Source organism: Rhodococcus sp. 24CO, assembly GCF_050586165.1.
In the GTDB taxonomy this organism is placed as follows: Bacteria; Actinomycetota; Actinomycetes; order Mycobacteriales; family Mycobacteriaceae; genus Rhodococcus_F.
Genome location: NZ_JAZFNF010000004.1, coordinates 239,319 through 264,391, shown reverse-complemented (window position 1 = coordinate 264,391; position 25,073 = coordinate 239,319). Strand labels below are relative to the sequence as shown.

Below are 25,073 nucleotides of genomic sequence, written 5' to 3'. Positions count from 1 at the left end.
GGGCAAGCCCTTGTGCGCCTTTTTGGTAGCGATGGCTACCAGAAAGGCGCACAGTGCTATTCGACGCCCGCCAAACGAACAAACGCCGCTGCGTCGAGCATCTCGCCACGCGTCTGCGGCTCGATCCCGGCAGCAAGGAGCCTGCGCTCCGCTTCAGCCGGCGAACCCGCCCAGCCACTGAGAGCTGCCCGCAAAGTCTTGCGACGCTGAGCAAAAGCTGCGTCGATCGCGGCAAATACACGCTTACGATGCTGCTCGTCCATCGGCCACGGCGGCTCGGCGTAACGATCGATCCGCACCAGACCGGATTCCACCTTGGGCGCCGGCCAGAACACATTGCGACCCACGGCGCCGGCACGGCGGACCTCACCGAAGAAGTTGGCCTTGACGCTCGGGACGCCGTAGATCTTGTTTCCCGGATCAGCAGCAAGGCGATCGGCGACCTCGGCTTGCACCATCACCAGAGCGGTGCGCAGGCTCGGCAGCGACGCAAACAGGTGCAGCAACACCGGCACCGCCACGTTGTACGGAAGGTTCGCGACCAGAGCCGTCGGCTCCCCCGGGATCTGCGAAGGCAATACGCGCATGGCGTCGGCCTCCACCACCGTCAGACGATCCGCCAGTTCGGGAGCGCGCTCGGACACCGTCTTGGGCAGACGAGCCGCCAAATTCGGATCGATCTCCACCGCGATGACACGATCAACGACGTCCATCAGCGCCATGGTCAATGAGCCGAGACCTGGTCCGACCTCGAGAACCACGTCGTCACGGGTGACGCCGGCGGTGGTGACGATGCGTCGCACCGTGTTGGCGTCGTGAACGAAGTTCTGCCCCAACTGCTTTGTGGGGCGCACACCGAATTCCTCGGCAAGAGCGCGCACCTCGGCCGGGCCGAGCAGCGCTGCCTGCCCGCGAGGGGTGGCGATGGGTTGGTTCGATTCGGCGTCTGACACAGGTAAGAACTTAACCCAGTCCGAGACGACCCGAGCACGACGGCCATGCGCCCCAGCCCTGGGTACGCTGGGTTTGCGTGGCAATGGCGATCTGCTCCTCGCGGGTCGCGAGGTCGGCGCGGGCAGCATATTTGAGCCCACCCTGTCGTTCCCAGGTGTTCTGGTCGAACTGCACGCCGCCGTAGAAACCGTTGCCGGTGTTGATAGCCCAGTTGCCGGTGGCCTCACACTGAGCGAGCGCATCCCACGTGCTGCCGTTCTCGACCGGCGGCACCTCGGTGCCCGGCTTGGTGCCGACGCGGACAACCTTGGGTTGCGCGGGTGTGGTGATCGTCTCGGCAACAGGCGTGCGGCCGGTTTCGACACCGTTGACCAGATTGACCGCAAATGTGACGTCACGAACGCCGGGCACTCCCGGATTCTCGACGATCGTGCGGCTCTGATTCATGGTCGGATCCTCGATGCGCTGATCCGGCGGATCGAGCGGCAAGGTCTCCACTCGGCTTTCGGTGATGTTGCGCGTCACCGTGATCTCGAGGCCTTCGGTGAGCGGCGCATCTGCGGCGGGAACAACGGTGTCCGCAGCTGCGAGCGGAGTTCCGTTGGCGGTCAGGAATTCACCGACAGTGGGAGCCGCGAGCCGGACATCCGTCGTCGCCTGCGCTCCGTCAGTGAGCTTCGCGACAACAGGCGTGAGCACATCGAGCGCCGCGCCGTCCAACGGAAGACGCTGTGAACGTGAAGCCGAAACATGAACATCTGCCGCAACATCGAGTTGCTTCAAGGCGTCTTCGACCGTGAGAGCTGTTGTCCACACGGACTTCTGCTGACCGTCGAGCGTCAAGGTGATCTCGCGGGCACGACGCAGCACCACGGTGTCACCGTCGGAAACGGACGCGTCGGATGCCGGTGCAACAGCGTCCTTGTCACCGATCGAATAACCCGCATCTTCGAGGATGCCGTCGACGTTGCTCGCCATGGTGCTCAGGCGAATCTGCTCACCGTCGACGTCGAGAGTGATGGTCTTGTGGTTGACCACAGCCAGAATTCCCCCGGCCACCAGCGTGAGAAGCAACGCGGCGATCATCGAATACAACAGCGGTGATCGCGTCGAGTTGAGCTTCGCAAGCGGTGACATAGGTTCCTGACTGGTCCGGGATCAGTGCGCGGTTAGCGCAGACCCAATTTGCTTGTGCACGAAGGCCATGCGCCCCAGCCTTGACCGGCGCGAACCTTCTCGCCGATCGCGATCTGCTGCTCACGGGTTGCGAGGTCGGCACGCGACGCGTACTCGCCGCCGCCGAATGCCTGCCAGGTGCTCTGGGTGAACTGCAATCCGCCGTAGAAGCCGTTGCCGGTGTTGATCGCCCAGTTGCCGGTGGCCTCACACTGCGCAATCGCATCCCAGGTCGCGGCATTGGAAATTGCCGGTACCGCAGGTTCTTTGGTGCCGACCTTCACTACTGCGGCAACAGGTTCCTTGACGACGGTCGCGGACAGCTCGTTGCGTCCGGCCTCGACACCGTTGACGGTCTTGACCTCGATGGTCGCCGTGCGCTCACCGGGGACTCCCGGATTTTCCACGACGGTGGTGTCCTTCTCGAGCGAAGGATCGTCGATCTTGTTCTCCGGCGCCGGAATCGGCTGGGTCTCGACGCGGGTGTCGGTGCGCGACCGGGTAATTTCGACGGTGAGCCCGTCGGTAACAGGAGTCTCGGCGGGCGGAACGACAGTGTCAGCCTGCTCGAGCGGAGCATTGCGTGCCGCCAGAAGATCACCGACGGTAGCGGCAGCAAGCTTGATTTCCGCGGCGGGTGCACCGCCATCCGCAACGTTGACGACCTTCGGGCTGATCACGTCGAGTTCCGTGCGTTCGAGCGGCAAACGATGTGAGCGCGACGCGGAAACCGCAAAGTCGTCGGCCACGTCGAACTGCTTCAACGCTTCGTCCACGGTCAGCGCGGTGGTCCACACCGTCTGCTGCTTGCCGTCGACGGTCAAGTCCAGCTCACGTGCGCGGCGCAGAACGACAGTGTCGCCGTCGGCCAGGGAGGCGTCGGAGCTGGGCGCCAGTGCATCCTTCGGATCCACCTCGTATCCGGCCTTGTCCAATGCGCCACCGACACTGCTCGACATCGTGGACAGCGAGATCATCTCGCCGTCGACGTCGAGCGTGATCGTCTTGTGCTGAACCACCACGAGCAGCCCACCGACAACAAGCGTCAGGAGCAGCGCAGCCACCATCGAATAGAGAAGTGGTGACTTCGTGGAGTTGATCTTGACAAAAGGCGACACAGGAAATCCCAAGGCAGACGACGTTCGATCACAATACGGTAACGGCCACACACCGCTTCGGCAACCAAACGGTCACGAATTGCGACTTTTGTCACGGAATAAACACGGCGTGTCGCAGGTCGGTAACTTTTTACCTCAGTTAACGGTGTACCGATTCAGCGCGGCGCGCAGTATGTTCTCGTCTGGTCATAAGCAGTCCGGCGATCCCGGGCGTGACATACGAAAGCTGGGCGAGAGTGCGAAGAAAAGTCGAGAAACCCCGTAACCCGAGGTGGCCGATACTGGCCATCCTGCTGGCGCTCATCGCAGCGCTGTTCGCTCCAGGCATCGCGTCGGCGCAGCCGGGCCGGACGTACACCATCGCCACCGACGTCACGTTCGCCCCGTTCGAATTCGAGGACGAAAACGGCAATCTCACCGGCATCGACATGGAACTGATCCGGGCCATCGCCGAGGATCAGGGATTCAACGTCGAGATCAAGCAATTGGGATTCGACGCAGCTCTGCAAGCAGTCCAGGCCGGCCAGGCAGACGGCGTCATCGCCGGCATGTCGATCACCGACGCCCGCAAGCAGGTCTTCGACTTCTCCGACCCGTACTTCGAGTCGGGCGTGCAGATGGCAGTGCTCGAATCGAACAACGACATCAAGTCCTACGAGGATCTGAAGGGCAAACGCGTCGCCGTCAAGAACGGCACCGAAGGCGCCACGTTCGCCGAATCCATCAAGGATCAATACGGTTTCACGACGGTCTACTTCGCCGACTCCGCCAGCATGTACGACGAGGTCCGCACCGGAAACTCCGTCGCCGTGTTCGACGACTACCCCGTGCTGGCCTACGGCATCACCCAGGGCAACGGGCTCAAAACCGTGACCGAGAAGGAAGCCGGCGCAAGCTACGGCTTTGCCGTCAACAAGGGCCAGAACGCCGAACTGCTCGAGATGTTCAACGCCGGACTTGCGAACCTGCAGGACAGCGGCGAGTACGACGAGATCCTCTCGCAGTTCCTCGGCCAGGACGCCACCTCGTCCGACAACTCCATCATCGGGCTGATCAAGAGCACCTACCCACAACTGCTCAAAGGCCTGTGGCTGACCATCGTTCTGTCGGTCGTCTCGATCACGATCGCTCTTGTTCTGGGTGCGATCTTCGGACTCTGCCGCGTATCGACACACATCGTCGTCCGCGGAATCGGTACCGCCTACGTCGACATCTTCCGTGGCACACCGCTTCTGGTGCAGGCGTTCTTCATCTACTTCGGCATCCCGGCCGCTCTGCAATTCCAGATGTCGGCATTCACCGCCGGTGTCATCACGCTCTCGCTCAACGCCGGCGCCTACATGGCCGAAATCGTGCGCGGCGGAATCCTGGCCGTCGACAAGGGTCAGATGGAGGCATCACGCAGCCTGGGCATCAGCTACATGAAGACCATGCAGAAAGTCATCATGCCGCAGGCAATTCGCACGATGATCCCGTCGTACATCAACCAGTTCGTCATCACCCTCAAGGACACGTCGATCCTGTCGGTCATCGGACTGGCTGAGCTCACTCAGACCGGGCGCATCATCATCGCGCGCAACTTCCAGTCCTTCAACATGTGGCTGATCATCGGCGCCATGTACTTCATCATCATCATGGCGCTCACCAAGTTCTCGAACCGCCTCGAAAAGAGGATCAACAAGTGACCGAAACAGCCGTCAACATGAGCAAGCCAGACACCGAGATCAAGATCGAAGTCAAAGGACTGAAAAAGTCGTTCGGCGACAACGAGGTCCTCAAAGGCCTCGACGTCGACATCAAGAACGGCGAAGTGGTGTGCGTCATCGGGCCGTCCGGATCGGGCAAGTCCACCTTCCTGCGCTGCCTCAACCGCCTCGAGGACATCACCGCAGGCACCGTGCGCGTCGACCAGTTCGACCTGACGGACAAGAACGTCAATATCGACAAAGTGCGCCAACACATCGGCATGGTGTTCCAGCACTTCAATCTCTTCCCCCACATGACCGTCATCGACAACGTGATGCTCGCCCCGATCCAGACGGGCCGTTCCACCAAGGAACAGGCACGTGAGATCGCGGTGAAACTGCTGGATCAGGTTGGTCTCGCCGAGAAGGCCGACGCCAAGCCCGCAAGTCTGTCCGGCGGCCAGAAGCAGCGTGTTGCCATCGCCCGCGCCCTCGCCATGAGCCCGGACATCATGCTCTTCGACGAGGCCACCAGCGCCCTCGACCCCGAAATGGTGGGCGAGGTTCTGCAGGTATTGCGCGACCTCGCGAAGCAGGGCATGACCATGGTCGTCGTGACCCACGAAATGGGATTCGCGCGCGAGGTATCCGATCGCGTCATCTTCATGGCCGACGGCTACATCGTCGAGGAAGGGAAGCCGGAAAACCTGTTCGGCAATCCGCAGCAGAAGCGCACCCAGGATTTCCTGGGGAAGGTTCTCTAAGGGGCTCCGCCCGTGTGCGCCTTTCTGGTAGCACCGACTACCGGAAAGGCGCACAGGGCGATTGTGCACACAAGTCGGCCCCGGTCGGCTGGATGTGACTCCCAGCGCGGAGTTGTGTGCACTCAGGCACCTGACTCGTCCGAGTCTTGTGTACCCGGGGTGACGGCCAACTCGACGACCACACCGGTCTCGATCCGATTCTGTGGGCCGACGTCGAAATCACCGAACCGCCGGAACCACCGAGGACTCGCATCGACCCTGCGATAGGTCTCACTACCTTCGACGGGCAACCGCACGCGTGGGCTTCCGACCTCCGCGTACGTCGTCGTGACCACAAGAATCTCCAGCACCGAGCCAGTGGTTGGTGCTCCCACGACAGATGTCCCGCCGTGAACCCAGCCGTCGAAGCTGCCGGTTTCGGCGCGCGGAGTCAGCGTCCACGAACATGATTCACCGACAACCGGATAGGGCCCGCAACATTCGATTTCACCGATGTCGACATGAACGGTGAGGATCGCGACCGAGGAGTCGACCGGCGTCGGATCGGTGTAACGGTGCGCTCTCACGCCCTCGCAGGAACAGCCAACTCGACGACGACGGCCGTCTCCATCCACCCGCGGCTACCGGCAACCAGCGAAGGCGCGCCGCGGAAGTGGCTCGGGGCTTTCTCGACGCGAACGTGATCGATGCTCCCCGGCACCGCCCCCGCGAACCACAGCGCGTCACGCATCGGGTGCAAGGCCCACGAAGATTCTTCGCCGACGACCGGCAGCGGTGCACAGCACTCGAATTCCCACGTTTCGATGCGGACTGTGACCACGCCGTCGGGATAGATATAGTCGTTCATCTGAATACTCCGCGCAGTAGACGGGCCGGGACACGACGGTCCCGGGCGCGGAGTTACCTGTCAGACCACCATAGCGTCAGAGCTTGTAGACGCGCTCCGCTGTCGCCGTCGACGCCGCCGCCAGAACTTGCGGGTCCTCGCCACGGATATCGGCCAATGCCCGAACCGTGTACGGGAGGCAGTACGACTCGTTGGGGGCGCCACGGAACGGATGCGGCGTCAGGAACGGCGCATCCGTTTCGACGATCAGCTGATCCGACGGCACCAGCAGCGCAGCCTCGCGAAGGGCCTTCGCATTCTTGAAGCTGACGGTTCCCGAGAAACTGAGCACGTAGCCGGCGTCGATGCACGCCCGCGCCATCTCCGAATCGGAAGAGAAGCAGTGGAACACCACCGTCTCCGGCGCGCCTTCCTCGTTCAGCACCCGCAGCAAGTCCTGGTCGGCTTCGCGGTTGTGGATCATCAGCGTCTTGCCCAGACGCTTCGCGAGGTCGATGTGCCACCGGAATCCGTCAATCTGCTCCTCGATGGTGGCGCAGCCGTCGAGTTTGCCTGGCCAGTAGAGGTCGAGGCCCGTCTCCCCCACAGCGACGACCCGCGGATCGGACGCCAATCGCTCGATCTCGGCTCTGGTGTCGTCGTCGAGAACGTTTGCCCTGGTCGGGTGGATCGCGACGGCCGCGTACACGCGAGAATCCCAGTTCGCCGCGTCGACGGCAAAGCGTGCGGCGTCGAGGTCGTCGGCCACCGTGACGACCCGTCCGACGCCGACGGCCTCGGCTCGGTCGACTATTTCGGCCACGGTCGCAGCGTCGTTCGCACCACACGCGTCGAGGTGCGTATGGGCGTCGATCAGAGGCGACAAGGGCTCAGGGGCATCGGGGGCGGGACGGTCTTTGCTCACGCCCGATAGAGTAAGCGCACCATGACTGTGCCTGCCTCACCCTCCCAGACCCCGCGCCCGAACTCCGCCGCCCCGGAAGGCGCAGAACGATCGCCGTTCTACATCACGACAGCGATCGCGTATCCCAACGGCGCTCCGCACATCGGCCACGCGTACGAGTACATCTCCTCGGACGCGCTTGCCCGTTTCAAGCGGTTGGACGGACATGAAGTGTTCTTCATGACCGGTACCGACGAGCACGGTCTGAAGATGCAGCAGACGGCCATCAAAGAGGGCATCGACGTTCGTGACCTCGCGGCTCGCAACTCCGACGTGTTCGAGAACCTCGACAAGGTCCTGAACATCTCGTACGACCGGTTCATCCGCACCACCGACGCAGATCATCAGATCGCCAGCAAGACGCTGTGGGAAAAGATGGCCGCATCGGGCGACATCTACCTCGACACGTACTCGGGCTGGTACTCGGTTCGTGACGAGGCCTTCTACACCGAAGGCGAGACCACGCTTCTGGGGGACGGCACCCGTCAGTCCACGGAGACCGGCACCCCGGTGGAGTGGACTGAGGAGTCCAACTACACCTTCCGCCTGTCGGCGTACGAGGACCGTTTGCTCGCACTGTACGAAGAGCACCCCGAGTTCATCGCTCCCTCGACGCGCCGCAACGAGATCGTCAGCTTCGTCAAGGGCGGCCTCAAGGACCTCTCGATCTCGCGCACCACGTTCGACTGGGGCGTCAAGGTTCCGGGCGACCCCGACCACGTCATGTACGTCTGGGTCGACGCCCTCACCAATTACCTCACCGGCGTCGGATACCCGAACGTGGACTCGGAAGAGTTCAAGAAGTTCTGGCCGGCGAGCCTGCACATCATCGGCAAGGACATCACGCGGTTCCACACCGTCTACTGGCCGGCGTTCCTCATGTCCGCAGGCATCGAGCTGCCGGAGCGGGTCTTCGTCCACGGCTTCTTGTACAACAAGGGCGAGAAGATGTCGAAGTCGGTCGGCAACGTCGTCGACCCGATTGCGATGGTCGATCAGTACGGCCTCGACGCCGTCCGCTTCTTCCTGCTCCGCGAGATCTCGTACGGCCAGGACGGTAGTTACAGCCACGAGGCGATCGTGACGCGCATGAACGCGGACCTGTCGAACGAACTCGGCAATCTTGCACAGCGTTCGCTGACAATGGTCGCGAAGAACTGTGACGCCCAGGTACCCAGCCCCGGTGAGTTCACCGAGGACGATCTGGCGATGCTGGCGTCGGCGGACGCCTTGCTTGCGAAGTGCCGCAGCGAGTTCGACGTCCAGGCTCTGCACCTCGCGCTGGAAGCCATCTGGGGCGTGCTCGGCGAGACCAACCGCTACTTCTCCAAGCAGGAACCGTGGGTTCTGCGCAAGACCGATCCGGCACGCATGGCAACGGTCCTCTACGTGACGATCGAAGTGGTCCGTATCGTCGGCATTCTCGTTCAGCCGGTCATGCCGGACGCGGCGTCGCGGATCCTCGATCTGCTTGGCCAGAGCGAAGAGAACCGGCAGTTCACCGACATCGCGGTACGCATCGACGCGAACCGTAAACTGCCTGCTCCGGCACCTGTTTTCCCTCGTTTCGTCGACGAGTGATCCAACCGTGTGACGCGTGACGTGGGGTCCGCCGCATCTGGTCTGAGCCAGTTGTGTCGGACCCCACGTGCACACTGCGTCCATGACACCCGATAGAACATACTTTCGAACTGCTGCCTCCTCGCAGACACTGCCTTGGAACGGAACCCGCGTGTCCTCTCACGAAGTCAGCCCTCAATCCGTCGCAGCTGCCGAGGCCTTGATCACCGAACTTGCCGGCGTCTACGAACGAGGGTGGCAACCTGCCGATCTTGTTCACCTGGCCCGTCGCAGCAAAGATCCCTCGAATGCCGATCTTGTTGCCACCGCAGTCCTACTCGACGCCGCCCGAACCAGAGCCGCCGACCGCGCGCCCCTCGAATGGGTCGGGCAACTCGCGTCCATTCGTGAGCAGTTCCCCAATGCCGACCGCATCGCGTCACGAATCACTCTGGACGAGGACGTTTTTCGATCCCTCGCGGCCGGACTCCTGTTCGAAGATCCCTATTTCCTGGTCTCGCAAATTGCCGAGGTGTCGTTGCACTGGACGCGACTCGCGCCGTGGAATCTGTTGCTCGCGCCGCCGTCCACCTGGCCGCCGCAGCGCACCGACACCAGTTACGCGGGCACTGGCGCTGAAGTTGATGCCAAGGTACTCAAGCGAATTCGAGGATTACTCGCCAAAGCCGAGGCCACCAATTTTGCCGAAGAGGCCGAATCCTTCACCGAAAAGGCGCAGGAGTTGATGACGCGATACGCCATCGATGCCGCTCTCCTGCACAATCGCACCGGCATCACCGATACCGCCGTCAACGGACGTCGCATCCACCTCGACAACCCGTACGTGAAAGAGAAAGTCCATCTCCTCACGGCAATCGGGGATTCCAACCGCGTTCGCGCCGTGTGGTTCAGCGAGGTCTCCATCGCCACTGTCATCGGCACGCCCGTCGATCTCCAACAGGTCGACATGCTCTTCACGTCGCTACTCGTGCAAGCAACCCGCGCAATGCAGTTCGCCGACACCAGTAATCGCGGCGGCTCCCGAACCACGTCGTTCCGCAAGGGCTTCCTCACCGGGTTCGCCAATCGAATCGGTCAACGTCTCCGCGACGCCGGCACCAAAGCCACCGCAGAAGCCGCCGACGCCGCGTCGATGGATGTCGCCGATCTCCTGCCGATTCTCGCGACCACCTCGGCAGCCGTCGACACCGAATTCGATCGGTTGTTCCCCCGAACCCGCAAGGCCCGCGGACGGTCCGTCGACGCCGAAGGGTGGCATGCCGGCCAAGCTGCTGCCGACGACGCCAACCTCCGGCCCGGAGCGCCGGCAGTGCGCCGTTAACTCAGCGCCGGCAGTGCGCCGTTAACTCAGCGCCGCTAGCCCAGCGCTAGTCCTTACGCGCAGCCAGCACCGTTTCGTACAGTTCGCGCTTCGACACACCGGGGGTGGCGACGAGGGCGCACGCGTCTTTCAGGCGTGCTCCGCCCTCGACCAGGCGTTCCACTTCCTCGACCAGATCGGCCGGATCGGAGGCCACCAGGACAGCCCCTTCGAGCACTACTGTGATTTCGCCGCGCACACCTTCGGCAGCCCACGCGGCGAGTTCGCCGAGAGTTCCGCGCTTCACTTCTTCGTAGGTCTTGGTCAACTCGCGGCAAACGGCAGCGCGCCGATCCGGACCGAGCACCTCGACGGCGTCGGCCAGACAATCAGCCAGGCGATGCGGCGCTTCGAAGAACACGCAGGCACGCTGCTCGGTGAGCAGTCCCGCGAACCAGGTCTTGCGTTGTCCGCCCTTGCGCGGCGGGAAACCGTCGAAGCAGAAGCGCTCGACCGGCAACCCTGACAGCGCGAGGGCAGTAGTAACTGCGGACGGCCCAGGCAGGCAGGTGACCAACAAGTTCTCAGCGACGCACGCAGCAACAAGGCGGTATCCGGGATCACTGACCGACGGCATACCGGCGTCGGTCACGAGAAGGACGGTTTTACCGTCGGCAACGTCGGCGACCAGCGCGGGAAGTCGCGCAATCTCCACCTGATCGTAGAAACTGACTACCTTTCCGGTGATCGTCACATCAAGAGCCGAGGCCAGCGACTTGGTGCGTCGGGTGTCCTCGGCCGCCACGACGTCGGCGGTTGCGAGAGCGTCGCGCAGACGCGGAGACGCGTCACCGACGTCTCCCATGGGTGTTGCGGCGAGTACCAAGCGACCAGTCATACCTGACAGCCTACGATTGCCGAGTGACTGTGCAGACGGACGAGCGGCCAACGCCCGCCAGTGGCGATCGGGTAGTGCGTAGTCCGGCGCCGCTCGTACCCGCCCCGGACTTCGGCCCCACGGACCGACTGCGCGGCTGGATCGTCACCGCCGTCATCACCACGATCGCCGCAATCACCCGGTTCACGATGCTCGCCTATCCGACGGACGCCGGCACTCCTGTATTCGACGAGAAGCACTACGCGCCGCAGGGCTGGCAGGTGCTGACGGGCGGCGGGATCGAAGACAACCCGGGTTACGGATTGGTGGTGCATCCGCCGATCGGCAAGCAGATGATCGCAATCGGCGAGGCGATCTTCGGATACAACGGCTGGGGTTGGCGGTTCTCGTCGGCACTGGTCGGAACCCTGATGGTGCTGCTGATCATTCGGATCGTTCGACGGATGACGCGTTCGACTCTCATCGGTGCGATTGCCGGCATTCTGCTGATCGTCGACGGAGTCACGTTCGTCTCCTCCCGCCTGGGAATGCTCGACATCTTTCTCGCATTCTTTGTCCTCGCTGCGCTCGGCTGCCTCATCGTCGACCGTGACCAGGTTCGGCAACGGATGGCCACCGCCTACGCCGAGGGCCGGATCGGCGATTCCGAATGGGGTCCACGGCTCGGCTTCCGGTGGTGGCGATTCGGTGCGGGCATCCTGCTCGGATTGGCCTGCGGCACCAAATGGTCCGGCATGTACTTCATCTTGTTCTTCGGACTCCTCAGCGTCGCGTTCGACCTGTCCGCCCGCCGCGCCTACCGTGTGCAGCGGCCCTGGTTCGGCACCGCGATCCGCGACATCGGCCCGGCTCTCTACGCGTTGGTCGTCATCCCGATCGGCGTCTACCTGGCCAGCTACTGGGCCTGGTTCGCGAGTGAGACGGGCGTCGATCGCCATGCCGTCGGCAACGAGATCGGCGAGGGTGGAACGTGGAGTTTCATACCGTCGGCGCTGCGTTCGCTCTGGTATTACAGCGGCAACGTGCTCACCTTCCACTCGAGCCTGACGAACTCCGCGGGCAACCACCACCCGTGGGAATCGAAACCCTGGACATGGCCCATGGGTCTGCGTCCGATGCTCTACTACTACGCCGACGGCGAGCAGGTGACGGGCTGTGGGGCGGCCACCTGCGTCAAGGCGATCATGCTCATCGGCACACCGGCTATGTGGTGGCTGGCGCTGCCCATGTTGGCGTGGGCGATCTGGAAGACATTCGTTCGGCGTGACTGGCGCTACGCCGTTGTTCTCACCGGATACGCCGCCGCCTACCTCCCCTGGTTCGCCACGATGGACCGGCAGATGTACTTCTTCTACGGCGTGGCGCTCGCACCGTTCATGGTCATGGGATTTGCGCTGACGCTCGGCGACGTCCTGGGCAAGGCAACGGATTCCGTCGAGCGACGCACCACGGGATTGCTCGCGGTCAGCCTGTACATCGGGCTGGTTGTCGCGAACTTCGTCTACCTGTGGCCCATCTTGACCGCGATGCCGATCACTCCGGAATCGTGGCAGAACCATCTGTGGTTGCCGAGCTGGAAGTAGCTCAGGTATCGCGCCGAGCGCGAGTGCCTCGTCGGACCCGTCGGGTGTGGAGAAGCGCCCGTTTCTGCTCTCGGGCAGCGACGATGATCGGGTCGTGTGACAGATCTCGGTAGAGCGAGAAGCACAGTCCGATCATCACCACGACAAAGGGCGCGGCCGCGATGATCGTCATCGTCTGCAAGCCCTCGAGAGCTTCGGAGCCGCCGGTCCACAGCAGTAGAGCCGCCGCGCCACCGGTCAGCACACCCCAGAACACCACAACCCACCGACTCGGCTCGAGAGTTCCCCGCTGCGAGAGAGTGCCCATCACCATCGACGCCGCGTCTGCGCCCGAGACGAAGAACACCGCTACGAGCAGCATGACCAGCACGGTCGTGATGCCCGCGAGCGGGAGATTGTCGAGCATCCCGAACAACTGCGCTTCCTCAGAACCCCGGCTCGCGAGATCGATTCCGTCTCGCTCCTCACCGATCCCGGCACCGCCGAAGATCGAGAACCACAACAGGCTCACCGTCGTCGGGACGACAATGACACCAACGATGAACTGGCGGATAGTGCGCCCACGACTGATGCGTGCCAAGAACATTCCCACGAACGGCGTCCAGGACACCCACCAGGCCCAGTAGAAGATGGTCCAGGACGACAGCCACTCCCCCGTCTCCGGATTCGACGACGCTCCGGTCCGGGCCGACATCTGGGCGAGGTCCGAGGCGTAGGCGCCGATGGTGGTGGGCAGTAGGTTGAGGATCAGAACTGTCGGTCCGAGCACGAACACGAAGAGCGCCAAGATCAATGCGAGCACCATGTTGATGTTCGACAACCACTGAATTCCCTTGGAAACGCCCGAGACCGCCGATGCGACGAAGGCCAGGGTCAGCACCGCGACAATGGAAACGAGGAGGAAGACACTCACTTCTTGCATCCACCCGACCACCTGGAATCCCGAGCCGATCTGCAGGGCACCGAGTCCCAGTGATGCGGCCGTGCCGAAGAGAGTCGCGAAGATAGCAAGAATATCGATGATCTTGCCGATCGGACCTTCTGCTCGACGCCCGAGCAGCGGAATGAATGCCGAGCTGAAAAGCTGCTTGCGTCCACGCCGATACGATCCGTACGCAATAGCAAGGCCCACAACGGCATACATCGCCCAAGGGTGAAGCCCCCAGTGGAACATGGTGGTTGCCATGGCCGTTCCGATACCGCCGTCGGTGCCGGGTGGCGGACTGACGTAGTGCGCCAGCGGTTCTGCGACCCCGAAGAACATCAGGCCGATTCCCATTCCGGCGCTGAACATCATCGCAATCCAACTGACGGTCCGGAACTCCGGTTTCTCACCGTCCTTGCCGAGCGGAATGTCTCCGAACCGACTGACGGCAAGGTAGATGGAGAACAGCACAAATGCCGATGCCGCGAGAACAAAGAGCCAGCCGATGTTGACGACGAGCCAGTCGAGAATGCTCCCCGTCACCGAGTTCAGATTGTCGGGGGCAACGAGGCCCCACACGAGAATTGCCAAGACCGCCAATGCCGTTACGGAAAAAACCACGTAATCGGTTCGCACACCTACTCGTGTGAACCCAGTCGTCGGTCGGTCCTCGTTGGCACCGGAATTCTGCTCTGAAGGATCAGATTTCGTCACCATAGGACAATACGTTGGTCACTCGAGCGAACAAAAGCAATAGCGAAGGCGGGCCCGACACCTGCCGGACCCGCCTCGAAACACGTCTTACGCTGCGGTTTTCAACCAACCGTTGCCTTTGCCAATCAATCCGTCGACGCTGATGCGACCGGCTCCGATCGTGGCGATCAGCAGCGAACCGACGCCGAGCGCAAGAACCAGCTCGTAGCCACCCGCGTCGACAAAAACGCCGTTACCCGAGTGGACGATGAAGAAGGCACCCACCATGTCGAGGAACAGCAGCACACCGACAAGCGGAGTAAGCACGCCGGCAATGAGCAGGATTCCGCCGCCGAGTTCGATCGTGGCCGCGAGAATCGCCGACACCTTGGGCAGTGGCGCGCCCATAGCCTCGAAGGACGCCTGTGTTCCGGCGATCTTGTACGTGAAGAACTTCTGCCAACCGTGAGCGATGAAGATGATGCCGAGGCCGAGGCGAGCGATGAGGAGTCCGAGGTCACGGACGATCGACGAATTCATGGTGCAAGCCTGACAGCTTTAAGTTGAAGCGTCAACTTAAGGCTCTGTCATGCACCTCTCAATGCGGCCTCGACCATGGTCAGTATCTCGTCATCCGAATACCCGAGCGCACGCACATCTTTCACGAAGGCTGTCGCCGCCTGCTCCGCCTGCGCTCGTACCGGATCACTTCCCGACGCGATGAAGGTGCCCTGCTTCCCGCGGGTCTCGATCACCCCTTGCTCGCCGAGCACCCGATACGCCTTGGCGACGGTATTCGCCGCCAAACCCAAGTGCGTCGCCAGCGCCCGAACCGTGGGAATCTTGGCCCCCGCTATCAGTCCCCCGGTCTGCACCTGTTCGATAATCTGTTGGCGCAGTTGGTCGTACGGCGCCACGGGCGAACCGTGGTCGATCACGATACCGGTCATCACAAGGCATCAACCGCATCGCGAATCTGATCGGAACCGGACGTCAGTACCAACGTCTTGCCGACGCTCGCGGGCGCGTCGATCAACGCCTCGATCACCGCCGCCACATCAGCCCTGCTGACCGATCCACGGGCAACCGGCGGCTCGGCCAGAGTTACCTCACCGATCGGGTCGTCATCGGTGAGAAGCCCCGGACGAAGGATCGTCCAGTCCAACTCCGTGCGAGAACGCAGATCGTCCTCGGCGGCCGTCTTGGCTTCGAGGTACGCGGCAAAAACCTCGTCGGTCCCCTCCGCAACAGGTTCGCCGGCGCCCATCGCGCTGATCTGGATGAAACGACGAACACCCGCTTTTTCCGCCGCGTCGGCAAGCCGTACCGCTGCCGCCCGATCGACTGTGTCCTTACGCGCAATTCCACTCCCCGGACCGGCACCCGCCGCAAACACCGCAACATCGCACCCGGCCAGCACCTTCGCGAGTTCGTCGACGGTAGCCGTTTCCAGGTCGATCACTACGGGAAATGCGCCCAACGTTCGGACCGCACCCTCGTGATCCGGATTGCGGATCAGCGCAACCGGCCGATCACCATGCCCGGCCAGCAAGAATGTGAGGTGCTGCGCGATCTTGCCGTGACCTCCGGCAATCACCACTCGCCGTTCGTCGACACTTCGATGTTCCGTCATCATCCACTCCTCGTACGTCGGTACTTCAGTCCAGCGCACCGGAAGGGTCCGTTTGTTCCCACTTCCCGACCGGCCAGCTGATCACGCCAGGCACAATGACGACCATGGCCTCTGCAACGATCTTCCACAATCAACGGTGCAACACCTCACGAACTGTTCTCGCCCGGCTACGTGAACACGGCATCGAACCGACCGTCGTCATGTACCTCGATACACCGCCTACCCGTTCGGAACTGGAAAAACTCCTCTCCGACGCCGGCCTCACTCCCAGCCAGGCAGTTCGCAAGCGTGAATCGCAGTACAAAGAACTCGGGCTCGCCGACGCATCCGAGTCCAAGATCCTCGACGCCATGGTCGAACACCCGATTCTCATCGAACGCCCCTTTGTCGTCACTGACAAGGGCACTGTCCTCGCCCGCCCGGCCGACAAGGTCGAAGAAATCCTCTAGGCATCACAACGGATCGCGGGCGATCGGACAGGACATGCACCGGGGACCACCCCGGCCGGATCCCAGTTCCGACCCCGCGATCCTGAGCACCTCGATACCCGACGCCTCCAGCCGCGCATTGGTCTCGACATTGCGCTCGTAAGCGACAACCACACCGGGTTCAATTGCCAGAGTGTTGTTTCCGTCGTCCCACTGCTCACGTTCGGCAGTCACCGTGTCCAATCCGGTGTCGATGACCCGCAGCTTCCCGATCCCCATCGCGTCGGCAGCGGCCTCGAGGAACGGGTCAGCGCCACGAATGCTGACCCCGTCGTCCTCACGCCGAATAGTGAAGGCCGACAATGTGTTCTGAATCGCCGGATACATGACCACGGCGTCGGCCTCCACCATCGTGCACACCGTATCGAGATGCATCGACGCGCGGCGCTGTTCAATCGGCACCACCAACACCGTATGCGCCAAATCGTCGTCGAACACACTGCGCGCCAACGCTTCCGCCCCCGCCGGCGACGTCCGCTCACCCACACCGACGGCAATAACGCCGGGAGCGAGAAGCAGCACATCACCACCTTCGACCGGAGCGGTATGCGATTCGTAGGCCCGCCGCACCCCACGAAACCGAGGATGATGCGCGTACACCAGATCGGTGATCGACGACTCCCGCGCCCGCGCCGACAACGCCAAGGACGTAATCACCACCCGCGGCCCGATCCAGAACGACGAATCACGCGTGAAAAGCAGATTGGGCAACGGATCAATCACGAAGTCCCCGCCGTGGTGCATCCGCCGCACAAGCGACGTCGACGACGCGTCGATCGGGAGTTCGTCGAAAGTCATACCGGCGGTGAGAATGGCCGACAACTCCGCCGGCGGCACACTGCGTAAATACGACGACAGGTGCTGCCCCAGCGCGTGCCCGATCTTCCTCGTGTCCACCGCAGCCGAAATTCCCTGAATCCGGGCCGCACCGCTGACCGTCAAGGCTTCGGCGAGCAGGTCCGCAAGCAACAGAACCTCGACACCGCGCTCACGCAGCACCGACGCGAACTGGTCGTGCTCGTCCTGCGCCCGATCAACCCACGGCAAACCGTCGAAAAGCAGTTGATCGTTGTTTCGCGGGGTGAGCCGCTTCAATTCGTCGCCGGGACGATGCAGGATGACCGAACGCAACCTACCTACCTCGGAGTCGACACCGAGCGAGACGGATCCAGAACCGTTCATGGATAAACACTATTCCCGTCGGTGCGTAATCTGATGGCCGACACCAGTGAGAGGAACCACCATGACGGCACCGCAGCTTCCCGAGAACGAACACCGAGGGGTCGAGTTGTTGCGTGGACGCTGGGCCGGCACCGGTAGCGGACACTTTCCGACGATCGACGATTTCGAGTACTCCGAGGAAATCGTCTTTGCTCCGACCCCCAAACCCTTCCTGACGTACAGCTCACGCACACGTGGCTTGCCCGACGGCCGCCCGCTTCACATGGAATCGGGATACCTGCGCCCCGTCCCCGGCAACGAGCTCGAGTTGCTGATTACCCAGCCGACCGGTTTCGTGGAGATCCACCGCGGAAGGGTGGACGCCGAGGGCACACTTGCCTTCACACTGTTGACGCTTGCCTCGTCACCGGATTCCAAGCCCGTCACGGATGTGCGACGCGTGGTGCGGGTTCACGAAGACACACTGACGTACGACATCTGGATGGCACACGATCAGACCCCACTCACTCATCATCTGCATGCCGAGCTCCAGCGCGTCGACGATTAACGCTCGTTCACGGATTGAGCAGGAATGCTTCGACGGCGTCGTGATCGCGGCGCAACAGATCCTGGGCCATATTCTTCAGCAGCTTCTCGATCTGGCCGCCGACGATCGGAATCTTCACCTCTGCCCAGCCGTCGACGTTCAGGACGGAGCGAGCGTCGCCTGCCTCGGCCAATTCCAGGGCGACCTCGATACGAATAGGCAATCCGTGCGCTCGCCCGGTCACCGATCCGACCGCTCGGCCGTCGGATAGCGGCCCCCACCGATCGGCTCGCTCGACACCGAGGCGATCCGGAACCAGCTTTGCAACCAACCCCGGCAGGGCCGAAGATTCGAGCTCGTCGGTTAGCGACACCGCTATCGCTCCGCCTCCGTCTTCGATAACCGCCTTGGAATACAGGTCGCCGAGTCTGATCATCCAATACCGAGTATCTGTCAATGCCACATGAACCTGCTCGGGCGGAAAGTTGAATTCGATATCAAATCGAAAACTCTTTGACATTTAGTGACCTTGGTCCCTATGCGAGTCGACACTGGTTCTGCAATGGCAGCTAATTACGAGCGCGGTAACAGCTTGGCGAACTGGTCGTTCGCTTTCTGCATAACAAATTCATACGGCGGAGAGAACTTGCGAGCCCACCAATAACCGAACCTGATGTCATTGGACGTATAAACCAGATATCGATTCTTCTCGATACCGGAGACAATGCACTCCGCCACTTTCTCAGGGGAAACTGCACGCTTCTCGAAGCGATGCACCAATGCTTTGACTCGCGGGTCTTCGCGATCGATACCCGCAATGTCAACGGTGCCCACCAACGGAGTCTTCACCCCACCCGGGACAACGAGGCTCACACCGATGCCGTGACGCTTCAGATCGAACCGAAGTACGTCTGACACGCCCCTCAGCCCGAACTTGCTGGCACTGTATGCCGCATGCCAGGGCAGAGCCAGCAGGCCGGCGGCCGACGAGACATTGACCAGATGACCACCCTTTCCGGCGCGGATCATCGGTGGAATGAACGTCTCCATGACATGAATGGGGCCCATGAGATTGACGTCCACCATGGATCGCCAGTGACGATGCTCGAGATTCTCGATTGTTCCCCAGGCCGATATGCCGGCAATGTTCATCACCACATCCATCGATCCGAACTGCTCGGCCACTTCTGCGCCGAATTTGGATACGGCGTCGTAATCGGAAACATCGAACGCCTCGGCCACGCTGACGGTACCGCCGGCCGAGGACACCATTTCGACGGTCTCATCAAGACCGGAACCGTTGATATCCGTGAGAAACAACTCTGCTCCGCCAGCGCCCGCCGCGATCGCTGTAGCTCGACCGATGCCGCTACCCGCACCCGTGATCAGGCATTTCTTTCCGTCGAGCGACCTTATCGACATGGCTTTACACTCCCCCGCGCTAGCACTGTGGACATGCAGGGAAGTGTACGCACGCAGCACGTACCGGCAGGGGTTATGTCCGCTTCGATCCAAGCCGGGGATCTCGGCCCAGCTTCGCTACAGGCGCTGCGCCATCTGATCCTGGTAGTCACGCATGGTGCGCTCGATTTCGTCTGCCGCGTCGCGGTCGCCACGCTTGCGCGCATCGAGGGCACGATCCTGGAGCGCGCGAATCGCCCGGCGTAACTCTTCGTCACTCATGATGTGTTTCATGTCACAATTTTGCGCCAACTATCGGTCCATGGCTAGTGGTGAACGCCGCTACAACGAACCGCAGACGCCCCATATGCGGCAGACTACGTGCCACATTTCAGCAAATCGGGGCAAAGGTCCCGAGAATGCGCTTTCCCGAGGTGAACTGGAGTCGACCGTGGCCTGAACTGCGATTATTCGAGCCGAAAGAACCACCAAAACCGGGTTAACGTATAGCTACTGCAGGCAAAACGGGTAAACGGTTCGTTATGGTGACAATATGCAGCACTGAGGTAGGTCTCTAGTGCCCACATAATTGGTCCTATTGCGATATCGACCAACCCGAAATTACCCGCGAACTCGACGGAAGCAGCCTCGGAGCGCCGCTAATTACCGAACTCAGCTTTGCGCCCAAAGCCCACCGAATGGACTACAGCGAGCTACCAATCGGTTATCCGCGTGATATCGTGGGATTCGCTGAACGAACAATCGCTGATAGAGAGGATTACGGGGCGGTTCACAATGGCTGACTTTGCAGAACGACTGAACAAACTGTTCGACAGTGTCCATCCTCCCGGGCGCAAGCCCCACACCAACGCCGAGGTCGCCTCCGCGTTGATCGAGGACGGCCACCAGATCTCCAAGCCGTACATCTCACAGCTCCGCTCGGGACAACGCACCAACCCGTCGGACGAGACCGTCGCTGCTTTTGCGCGCTTCTTCAAGGTGAAGCCCGACTACTTCTTCAACGACATCTATGCCGCGAAGATCGATCACGACCTCGAACTGCTCGCACAGCTCCAGGGTTACGGTCTGCGTCGACTGTCGAGCCGAGCGTTCGATCTGTCTGAAGAGTCCCAGAACCTTCTCACGACTATGGCCGAAAAGCTCCGCGCGAGCGAAGGACTACCTGAAGTTCCACCAGACGCGTCACGTTGACGCGAGGCTAGGGCTGCCCCTAGACGGCACTGAGCAGGTCGATCGACACCTATCGGCCTGCTTTTGTCGTATTCGGCTGGGCCTCGACCTTGTCGTAATCCCTAGCCAGAACCAAAACCCATCTCCTGGCAGACATACCGTCAGGAGGCGCAATCCAACGGGTATCGAGAACTTCTGATTCCAGTGGATTCACAATCCACTCCGTCAATATCCCGGAATGCGTGGCGAGCGACCTCGGCGGCTCCCTCCCACCGACGTCGAACAACCCGGCACCCGCCTGGATGTACATCGCGTCCATGATCTGCGCGATCATGTCCGACGCCTTGAGGACTGATGTGGTTGCCGCGCTGTCGGAATCGACAACCTCTGGAAAACGCGTCACCAGAAGACCATGCATGCCCCGCAGTCGCTTCACGTCCAAGCGCGCTCGCATCCACGTCTCGGTGAGCATCCACGTGATGCCCAACGCGATCAACAACCCCGCCACCGACACGAATTGCACGCCGGCACCTGACCAGATACCCGACTCGAGTGCGTTCGCCCCACGCACCGACTCGACCAGCATGACCACGACAACAATCAGCAGGATCATCGAACCCACGACGATGAGTCCGATTCCGCGGCCCAACGGCGCCCACGCAACGTGCCGCAGTCCGGTCGAGATAACCAACGCCAGCGCGACAACAACAAAGAGCAAAGCCGGCATCGAATAACCGACGGCTACGGAAATCGACACAAGCAGGCCGACCGTATACAACACGATCGCAACGACGCGCATAGCGGAACGCGTCATCACCGGCCACGCAGACACCGCGCCAACCGCACTTGCCGCCGACAAGAACACCCACAATACGACAACAACCATCGCTGAAAAGTGCTGATCAGGGGCAATTCTGTCCACGATGTCCCAGACCCCGGGGATAAGCACCGTAACCATCAACGCAACACCGAATCCGGCGATAACCATGGCCGTACGCAGCGGCGTGGCAACTCGCGCCACCACGCGCCCAAGTCTTGCACCTGCTGCGATCCACACCACCAAGGCAATAGCCCAAGCGATCATCCGATCGCCTCGTCGTACCGCAACACCGACAACGGCGTCCCACGACCACTCATCGTCTTCAACCTCATCAACAACATCGACGCAAACGTCTCCGCTTCCCACTCTGCAAGTTCATCCATCGGAACCGGCTCATTGCGACGCAACGATCGCTGGCTCAGCATGTACGCGATCAGATCATCGCTGGCTTCCAACGTCGCCTCCGCGATCTCCGCCCCTTCATGCCGAAACACGATGTGCCCCAACTCATGTGCAAGAGTTCGCTCGACATTGGGCAAGCCAGGTGCCAGAACGATCACGTCATGATCATCGAACGCGCGCCGCTGACCGCACACACCCGTCGCCAACGGAGTCTGCAGATCGATCTCGATCGGCCGCTCACGCTCGAGCGCCACAGCCTCCACCACCGTCAACAAATTCACCGCCTCCGACGACGCAGCAGCATCACACACCGCGTCCACCGCAGCAAGAACTCGGCGATGCGAACGCCTGTTTGTCGGCACTGTCCTACACACCTCTTCCGGATCGGGGTGCCAGGAACTCAGCCCGCGCCGCTGCCAATCGAGCCTTCTGCATCGAAGCGCCCCTGAACGTCAACGCGCCTGCACCCGCCGCAACCAATGTCATTCCTGCGAGGCCACCTACCACCGCAGCAGCATTCTGAATTGGCGGCAATCCTGAGGTGAAGACCACCGGGAGAGCTTGCGGGTCGTCACTTTGTGCCGAAGCCGAGGAATTCGGGCCATCCGTTTGCACCGAAGCTGCGATCGGTGCCGGTGCAGCCAAGATTTGAGGTGCAGCCGGTGTGGCGGCGTTGCCTACACCGCCGGATGGCCCGGACGCCGGTGACCCACTTTCAGCGGACGGGCCCTGCGGATTTTCCGGTCCGGCCGGAGCTGCCACTACCGAAGTCTCGCTGGACTGTTCCGAACTAGTAGATGCCTCAGTGCTTGTAGACGCCTCAGTGCTTGTAGACGCCTCGGTACTTGTAGACGCCTCAGTCGAATTACTCGGCACCTCGGGTTCGGTCGAGTCAGTCGTCGTCACTTCCGGATCCGTGGTCGTCGTCGTCACTTCCGGATCAGTAGTCGTCGTCACAACAGGATCGGTCGTCGTCGTCACGACCGGATCAGTAGTCGTGGTCGGGACCTCTGGTTCAGTCGGGTCCGTCGTCGTCACTTCCGGATCCGTGGTCGTCGTCACTTCCGGATCAGTAGTCGTCGTCACAACAGGATCGGTCGTCGTCGTTACGACCGGATCAGTAGTCGTGGTCGGGACCTCTGGTTCAGTCGGGTCCGTCGTCGTCACTTCCGGATCGGTCGTCGTCGTTACGACCGGATCGGTTGTCGTGGTTACTACCGGGCTTGTCGTCGTGCAGTGATGGTGGCAGCCGCCGCATCCGTTACCCCAGCCATTGCCGTTGCCGTTATTGCCGCATCCGTTGCCGCAACCGTTGCCCCAGCCATTGCCGTTGTTGCCGCAACCGTTATTGCCGTTATTGCCGTTGCCGTTATTGCCGTTGCCGTTATTGCCGTTATTGCCGTTGCCGTTTTTACCGAGGGCATCGGCACTGGGAATATCGGTGGCATCGGCGAGGGTGGTGTCAGCACTGTTGTCGCTGTCGTCACCTGCTCCGGGTTGAGCCGAAACGACTGTCGGGAATACAGAAACAGCGAGGAACCCCACGCCTGTCAGGCACAGGACAGCTACAAGCGCCATGAGTAGCCGTCGTGGCTGGCTCATCAATTTCCTCCCGACAAAATACGTTCTAGCTGCATGCACTGGCGCAGCGACACAGTGAGATTATCGTCGCGGCGCCATGGCCGTTACATGTCCAGAAAATAACTGGCCCACCAAGGATCATGCCCCAACCGGTTCCAAACCGAGTCCGGTGGGCCCCATCGGCTGTATGAAACTGCACACACCCGCACATTCTTCGCGAGTCGAGGCGATTTGTCGACCGACCGGTCCGTAACAAAACAGGTCCCTCAGCGCTAGCTGAAGGACCTGATCGGTAACTGATTATGTGGTGGAGCTGAGGGGAATCGAACCCCTGACCTCTTCGATGCGAACGAAGCGCGCTACCAACTGCGCCACAGCCCCTTGCCACCGCTCGAAAGCGGGTGCTCGGCAACTCTAGCAGGACCGAAGTCCGCGCCTGGAGTTACCCGCCTTCCGAAAACGGTGGACGTTTACTGACCCGATGCGTGTCGCATTTCCGACTGCATCGGCATTTCCTCGTAGTGATCGAGGTGGTCGAACGCCGGGTCTCCGTCGTCAACCTCCAGGACTACTGCGCCCGGTCGGCGCAGACGAGAAGGAATCAGGCGCAATTCCTCGTCTGTGTGTGATTCGACGCCCAGACGTGAACGGTTGAGCCGTTCTGTGCGACGGCGGCGAATTTCCTGCTCGATCTGCACTTGCCGGCGCAAATATGCCAAGTAGCCGACGAGACCGGCAAACGACAAGGCGCAGAGCCACCACACCAGGGGCGATACGATCAGCGCGAGTGCGCCGGCCATGATCGAGACGAAGGCAAGTCCGAGAAGGGTGCGCTGGCGAAATGTGTAGCGCGCTTCTCGGGCGACGGCATCGGCTTCGGGATCGAATCCACCGCGGCCGCGTCGGACAGGCACGAACTCCCTGACCGGGGCACGGCCACCGCTGTAGTCGCTGTCTTCTGCGTGAGTGTCCATCTGGTCCTCCGCGTCGTAGCTGCTGCGCACTGGTTCTGGTTGCCAGTTCGGATCGCTTCGATGTCCGGCTGCCGGTCCGCGTCGCACAGGATTGCTGTCGCCGCGGTGAAGTACGCGAGTCGCAAGAGCCGCTTCGCTGGTCTGACGGATCCGGGGGCGCTTGTTCACGAGCATGGGCACGAGGACGAACAACCAGACGGCCACGAGCCCGATCCACACGAATGAACTAGGCATGCCGCGACCTCCTCCCGATCACCTACCAGCACCTATGCCAGCCGTTGATGAATCAAGGTTAACGGCCGACTGGCTCGCATCGTTGCCGACGCGCCGAACCCCACCTTACTCATGTGTCACACGCGTACCGAACCGAACTGACCGATCCGCCGGAATTTGTCAGGGGAGAAGTTG

29 protein-coding genes and 1 tRNA gene are annotated in these 25,073 nt (G+C 61.8%); 10 read left to right on the top strand and 20 right to left on the bottom strand.

Annotated features, from left to right (window positions below; genetic code table 11):
- Nucleotides 1-56: 56 nt before the first annotated feature.
- Genes rsmA through V2B23_RS11395 form a run of 3 tightly spaced genes read right to left on the bottom strand, consistent with a single transcriptional unit; the run spans nucleotide 57 to nucleotide 3,248 of the window.
- Nucleotides 57-953: a 16S rRNA (adenine(1518)-N(6)/adenine(1519)-N(6))-dimethyltransferase RsmA gene (gene rsmA / locus V2B23_RS11405; protein ID WP_092806994.1), complete on the bottom strand. Its 897-nt coding sequence runs from the start codon at nucleotides 951-953 to the stop codon at nucleotides 57-59.
- Nucleotides 954-963: 10 nt separating this feature from the next.
- Nucleotides 964-2,091 (bottom strand): transglycosylase family protein, encoded by a 1,128-nt coding sequence (locus tag V2B23_RS11400; protein WP_430950442.1) that lies wholly within the window; start codon nucleotides 2,089-2,091, stop codon nucleotides 964-966.
- A 32-nt stretch (nucleotides 2,092-2,123) separates the two neighbouring features.
- A complete protein-coding gene (locus V2B23_RS11395; protein ID WP_430950441.1) occupies nucleotides 2,124-3,248 on the bottom strand; it encodes a transglycosylase family protein in 1,125 nt (374 codons plus the stop codon).
- A gap of 290 nt (nucleotides 3,249-3,538) precedes the next feature.
- On the opposite strand from V2B23_RS11395, the gene V2B23_RS11390 reads away from it, so the two are divergent.
- Together V2B23_RS11390 and V2B23_RS11385 are read left to right on the top strand one after the other, a co-directional pair.
- Complete coding sequence (locus V2B23_RS11390; protein ID WP_430950696.1) at nucleotides 3,539-4,933, top strand: amino acid ABC transporter substrate-binding protein/permease; 1,395 nt, start codon at nucleotides 3,539-3,541, stop codon at nucleotides 4,931-4,933.
- Entirely contained in the window at nucleotides 4,930-5,697 is a 768-nt protein-coding gene (locus V2B23_RS11385) for an amino acid ABC transporter ATP-binding protein (RefSeq protein WP_430950440.1), read from the top strand. The genes V2B23_RS11390 and V2B23_RS11385 overlap by 4 nt, the downstream gene beginning before the upstream one ends.
- Before the next feature lie 122 nt (nucleotides 5,698-5,819).
- Here the strand turns inward: V2B23_RS11385 and V2B23_RS11380 are convergent, their stop codons facing one another.
- From V2B23_RS11380 to V2B23_RS11370, 3 genes are all read right to left on the bottom strand, one after another.
- Nucleotides 5,820-6,263, bottom strand: coding sequence for a DUF6578 domain-containing protein (locus V2B23_RS11380; RefSeq protein WP_430950439.1), 444 nt, complete (start codon nucleotides 6,261-6,263; stop codon nucleotides 5,820-5,822).
- Nucleotides 6,260-6,544, bottom strand: coding sequence for a hypothetical protein (locus V2B23_RS11375; RefSeq protein WP_430950438.1), 285 nt, complete (start codon nucleotides 6,542-6,544; stop codon nucleotides 6,260-6,262). The genes V2B23_RS11380 and V2B23_RS11375 overlap by 4 nt, the downstream gene beginning before the upstream one ends.
- Nucleotides 6,545-6,620: 76 nt before the next feature.
- Nucleotides 6,621-7,448 carry a TatD family hydrolase gene (locus V2B23_RS11370; protein WP_430950437.1) on the bottom strand — a complete coding sequence of 276 codons (828 nt, stop codon included), beginning with the start codon at nucleotides 7,446-7,448 and terminating at the stop codon, nucleotides 6,621-6,623.
- Between the two features lie 21 nt (nucleotides 7,449-7,469).
- On the opposite strand from V2B23_RS11370, the gene metG reads away from it, so the two are divergent.
- Together metG and V2B23_RS11360 are read left to right on the top strand one after the other, a co-directional pair.
- Nucleotides 7,470-9,068, top strand: a complete 1,599-nt coding sequence (gene metG / locus V2B23_RS11365; RefSeq protein ID WP_430950436.1) for a methionine--tRNA ligase — start codon at nucleotides 7,470-7,472, stop codon at nucleotides 9,066-9,068.
- A 151-nt stretch (nucleotides 9,069-9,219) separates the two neighbouring features.
- Nucleotides 9,220-10,389 carry a DUF2786 domain-containing protein gene (locus tag V2B23_RS11360; RefSeq protein WP_287160186.1) on the top strand — a complete coding sequence of 390 codons (1,170 nt, stop codon included), beginning with the start codon at nucleotides 9,220-9,222 and terminating at the stop codon, nucleotides 10,387-10,389.
- A 46-nt stretch (nucleotides 10,390-10,435) separates the two neighbouring features.
- Here the strand turns inward: V2B23_RS11360 and rsmI are convergent, their stop codons facing one another.
- On the bottom strand, nucleotides 10,436-11,266 hold the full coding sequence (gene rsmI, locus V2B23_RS11355; protein ID WP_430950435.1) for a 16S rRNA (cytidine(1402)-2'-O)-methyltransferase: 831 nt from the start codon (nucleotides 11,264-11,266) through the stop codon (nucleotides 10,436-10,438).
- 23 nt (nucleotides 11,267-11,289) lie between these two features.
- Between rsmI and V2B23_RS11350 the strand changes: the two genes are divergently transcribed.
- A complete protein-coding gene (locus V2B23_RS11350) occupies nucleotides 11,290-12,849 on the top strand; it encodes a dolichyl-phosphate-mannose--protein mannosyltransferase (RefSeq protein WP_033234252.1) in 1,560 nt (519 codons plus the stop codon).
- A gap of 1 nt (nucleotide 12,850) precedes the next feature.
- Here the strand turns inward: V2B23_RS11350 and V2B23_RS11345 are convergent, their stop codons facing one another.
- From V2B23_RS11345 to V2B23_RS11330, 4 genes are all read right to left on the bottom strand, one after another.
- Nucleotides 12,851-14,491, bottom strand: coding sequence for a BCCT family transporter (locus tag V2B23_RS11345; protein ID WP_430950434.1), 1,641 nt, complete (start codon nucleotides 14,489-14,491; stop codon nucleotides 12,851-12,853).
- Nucleotides 14,492-14,575: 84 nt separating this feature from the next.
- The gene (locus tag V2B23_RS11340) at nucleotides 14,576-15,007 is read right to left on the bottom strand and encodes a DoxX family protein (RefSeq protein ID WP_430950433.1); all 432 of its coding nucleotides are present in this window, start codon (nucleotides 15,005-15,007) and stop codon (nucleotides 14,576-14,578) included.
- Nucleotides 15,008-15,054: 47 nt separating this feature from the next.
- Entirely contained in the window at nucleotides 15,055-15,417 is a 363-nt protein-coding gene (locus V2B23_RS11335; RefSeq protein ID WP_430950432.1) for a GntR family transcriptional regulator, read from the bottom strand.
- Nucleotides 15,417-16,100 (bottom strand): SDR family oxidoreductase, encoded by a 684-nt coding sequence (locus V2B23_RS11330; RefSeq protein ID WP_430950431.1) that lies wholly within the window; start codon nucleotides 16,098-16,100, stop codon nucleotides 15,417-15,419. The genes V2B23_RS11335 and V2B23_RS11330 overlap by 1 nt, the downstream gene beginning before the upstream one ends.
- Nucleotides 16,101-16,195: 95 nt before the next feature.
- Between V2B23_RS11330 and arsC the strand changes: the two genes are divergently transcribed.
- Nucleotides 16,196-16,549 (top strand): arsenate reductase (glutaredoxin), encoded by a 354-nt coding sequence (gene arsC / locus V2B23_RS11325; protein ID WP_430950430.1) that lies wholly within the window; start codon nucleotides 16,196-16,198, stop codon nucleotides 16,547-16,549.
- A gap of 3 nt (nucleotides 16,550-16,552) precedes the next feature.
- Here arsC and arcA read toward each other — a convergent pair whose 3' ends face one another.
- Nucleotides 16,553-17,770 carry an arginine deiminase gene (gene arcA, locus V2B23_RS11320; RefSeq protein ID WP_430950429.1) on the bottom strand — a complete coding sequence of 406 codons (1,218 nt, stop codon included), beginning with the start codon at nucleotides 17,768-17,770 and terminating at the stop codon, nucleotides 16,553-16,555.
- Between the two features lie 61 nt (nucleotides 17,771-17,831).
- Here arcA and V2B23_RS11315 point away from each other — a divergent pair, with 61 nt between their 5' ends.
- Nucleotides 17,832-18,317 (top strand): FABP family protein, encoded by a 486-nt coding sequence (locus V2B23_RS11315; RefSeq protein WP_430950428.1) that lies wholly within the window; start codon nucleotides 17,832-17,834, stop codon nucleotides 18,315-18,317.
- Between the two features lie 7 nt (nucleotides 18,318-18,324).
- Here V2B23_RS11315 and V2B23_RS11310 read toward each other — a convergent pair whose 3' ends face one another.
- The 3 genes from V2B23_RS11310 to V2B23_RS11300 all read right to left on the bottom strand — a co-directional run bounded on the left by V2B23_RS11310 (nucleotide 18,325) and on the right by V2B23_RS11300 (nucleotide 19,991).
- On the bottom strand, nucleotides 18,325-18,816 hold the full coding sequence (locus V2B23_RS11310) for a DUF2505 domain-containing protein (RefSeq protein ID WP_430950427.1): 492 nt from the start codon (nucleotides 18,814-18,816) through the stop codon (nucleotides 18,325-18,327).
- 53 nt (nucleotides 18,817-18,869) lie between these two features.
- Nucleotides 18,870-19,718 (bottom strand): SDR family oxidoreductase, encoded by an 849-nt coding sequence (locus V2B23_RS11305; protein WP_430950426.1) that lies wholly within the window; start codon nucleotides 19,716-19,718, stop codon nucleotides 18,870-18,872.
- 117 nt (nucleotides 19,719-19,835) lie between these two features.
- On the bottom strand, nucleotides 19,836-19,991 hold the full coding sequence (locus tag V2B23_RS11300) for a hypothetical protein (protein ID WP_165826315.1): 156 nt from the start codon (nucleotides 19,989-19,991) through the stop codon (nucleotides 19,836-19,838).
- 501 nt (nucleotides 19,992-20,492) lie between these two features.
- Here V2B23_RS11300 and V2B23_RS11295 point away from each other — a divergent pair.
- Nucleotides 20,493-20,909, top strand: a complete 417-nt coding sequence (locus V2B23_RS11295; RefSeq protein ID WP_033234244.1) for a helix-turn-helix domain-containing protein — start codon at nucleotides 20,493-20,495, stop codon at nucleotides 20,907-20,909.
- Between the two features lie 49 nt (nucleotides 20,910-20,958).
- Here the strand turns inward: V2B23_RS11295 and V2B23_RS11290 are convergent, their stop codons facing one another.
- Genes V2B23_RS11290 through V2B23_RS11280 form a run of 3 tightly spaced genes read right to left on the bottom strand, consistent with a single transcriptional unit; the run spans nucleotide 20,959 to nucleotide 22,872 of the window.
- Entirely contained in the window at nucleotides 20,959-21,972 is a 1,014-nt protein-coding gene (locus tag V2B23_RS11290) for a hypothetical protein (protein ID WP_430950425.1), read from the bottom strand.
- Nucleotides 21,969-22,430, bottom strand: a complete 462-nt coding sequence (locus V2B23_RS11285) for an ImmA/IrrE family metallo-endopeptidase (RefSeq protein WP_430950695.1) — start codon at nucleotides 22,428-22,430, stop codon at nucleotides 21,969-21,971. The genes V2B23_RS11290 and V2B23_RS11285 overlap by 4 nt, the downstream gene beginning before the upstream one ends.
- Before the next feature lie 46 nt (nucleotides 22,431-22,476).
- Entirely contained in the window at nucleotides 22,477-22,872 is a 396-nt protein-coding gene (locus V2B23_RS11280) for a hypothetical protein (RefSeq protein ID WP_430950424.1), read from the bottom strand.
- A gap of 61 nt (nucleotides 22,873-22,933) precedes the next feature.
- Between V2B23_RS11280 and V2B23_RS11275 the strand changes: the two genes are divergently transcribed.
- Together V2B23_RS11275 and V2B23_RS11270 are read left to right on the top strand one after the other, a co-directional pair.
- Nucleotides 22,934-23,350 carry a hypothetical protein gene (locus tag V2B23_RS11275; RefSeq protein WP_430950423.1) on the top strand — a complete coding sequence of 139 codons (417 nt, stop codon included), beginning with the start codon at nucleotides 22,934-22,936 and terminating at the stop codon, nucleotides 23,348-23,350.
- Nucleotides 23,347-23,694 carry a hypothetical protein gene (locus V2B23_RS11270; protein WP_430950422.1) on the top strand — a complete coding sequence of 116 codons (348 nt, stop codon included), beginning with the start codon at nucleotides 23,347-23,349 and terminating at the stop codon, nucleotides 23,692-23,694. The genes V2B23_RS11275 and V2B23_RS11270 overlap by 4 nt, the downstream gene beginning before the upstream one ends.
- A 302-nt stretch (nucleotides 23,695-23,996) precedes the next feature.
- Here V2B23_RS11270 and V2B23_RS11265 read toward each other — a convergent pair.
- Nucleotides 23,997-24,072: transfer RNA gene (locus V2B23_RS11265), tRNA-Ala, on the bottom strand.
- 89 nt (nucleotides 24,073-24,161) lie between these two features.
- Complete coding sequence (sepX, locus tag V2B23_RS11260; RefSeq protein ID WP_430950421.1) at nucleotides 24,162-24,899, bottom strand: divisome protein SepX/GlpR; 738 nt, start codon at nucleotides 24,897-24,899, stop codon at nucleotides 24,162-24,164.
- Nucleotides 24,900-25,073 lie beyond the last annotated feature (174 nt).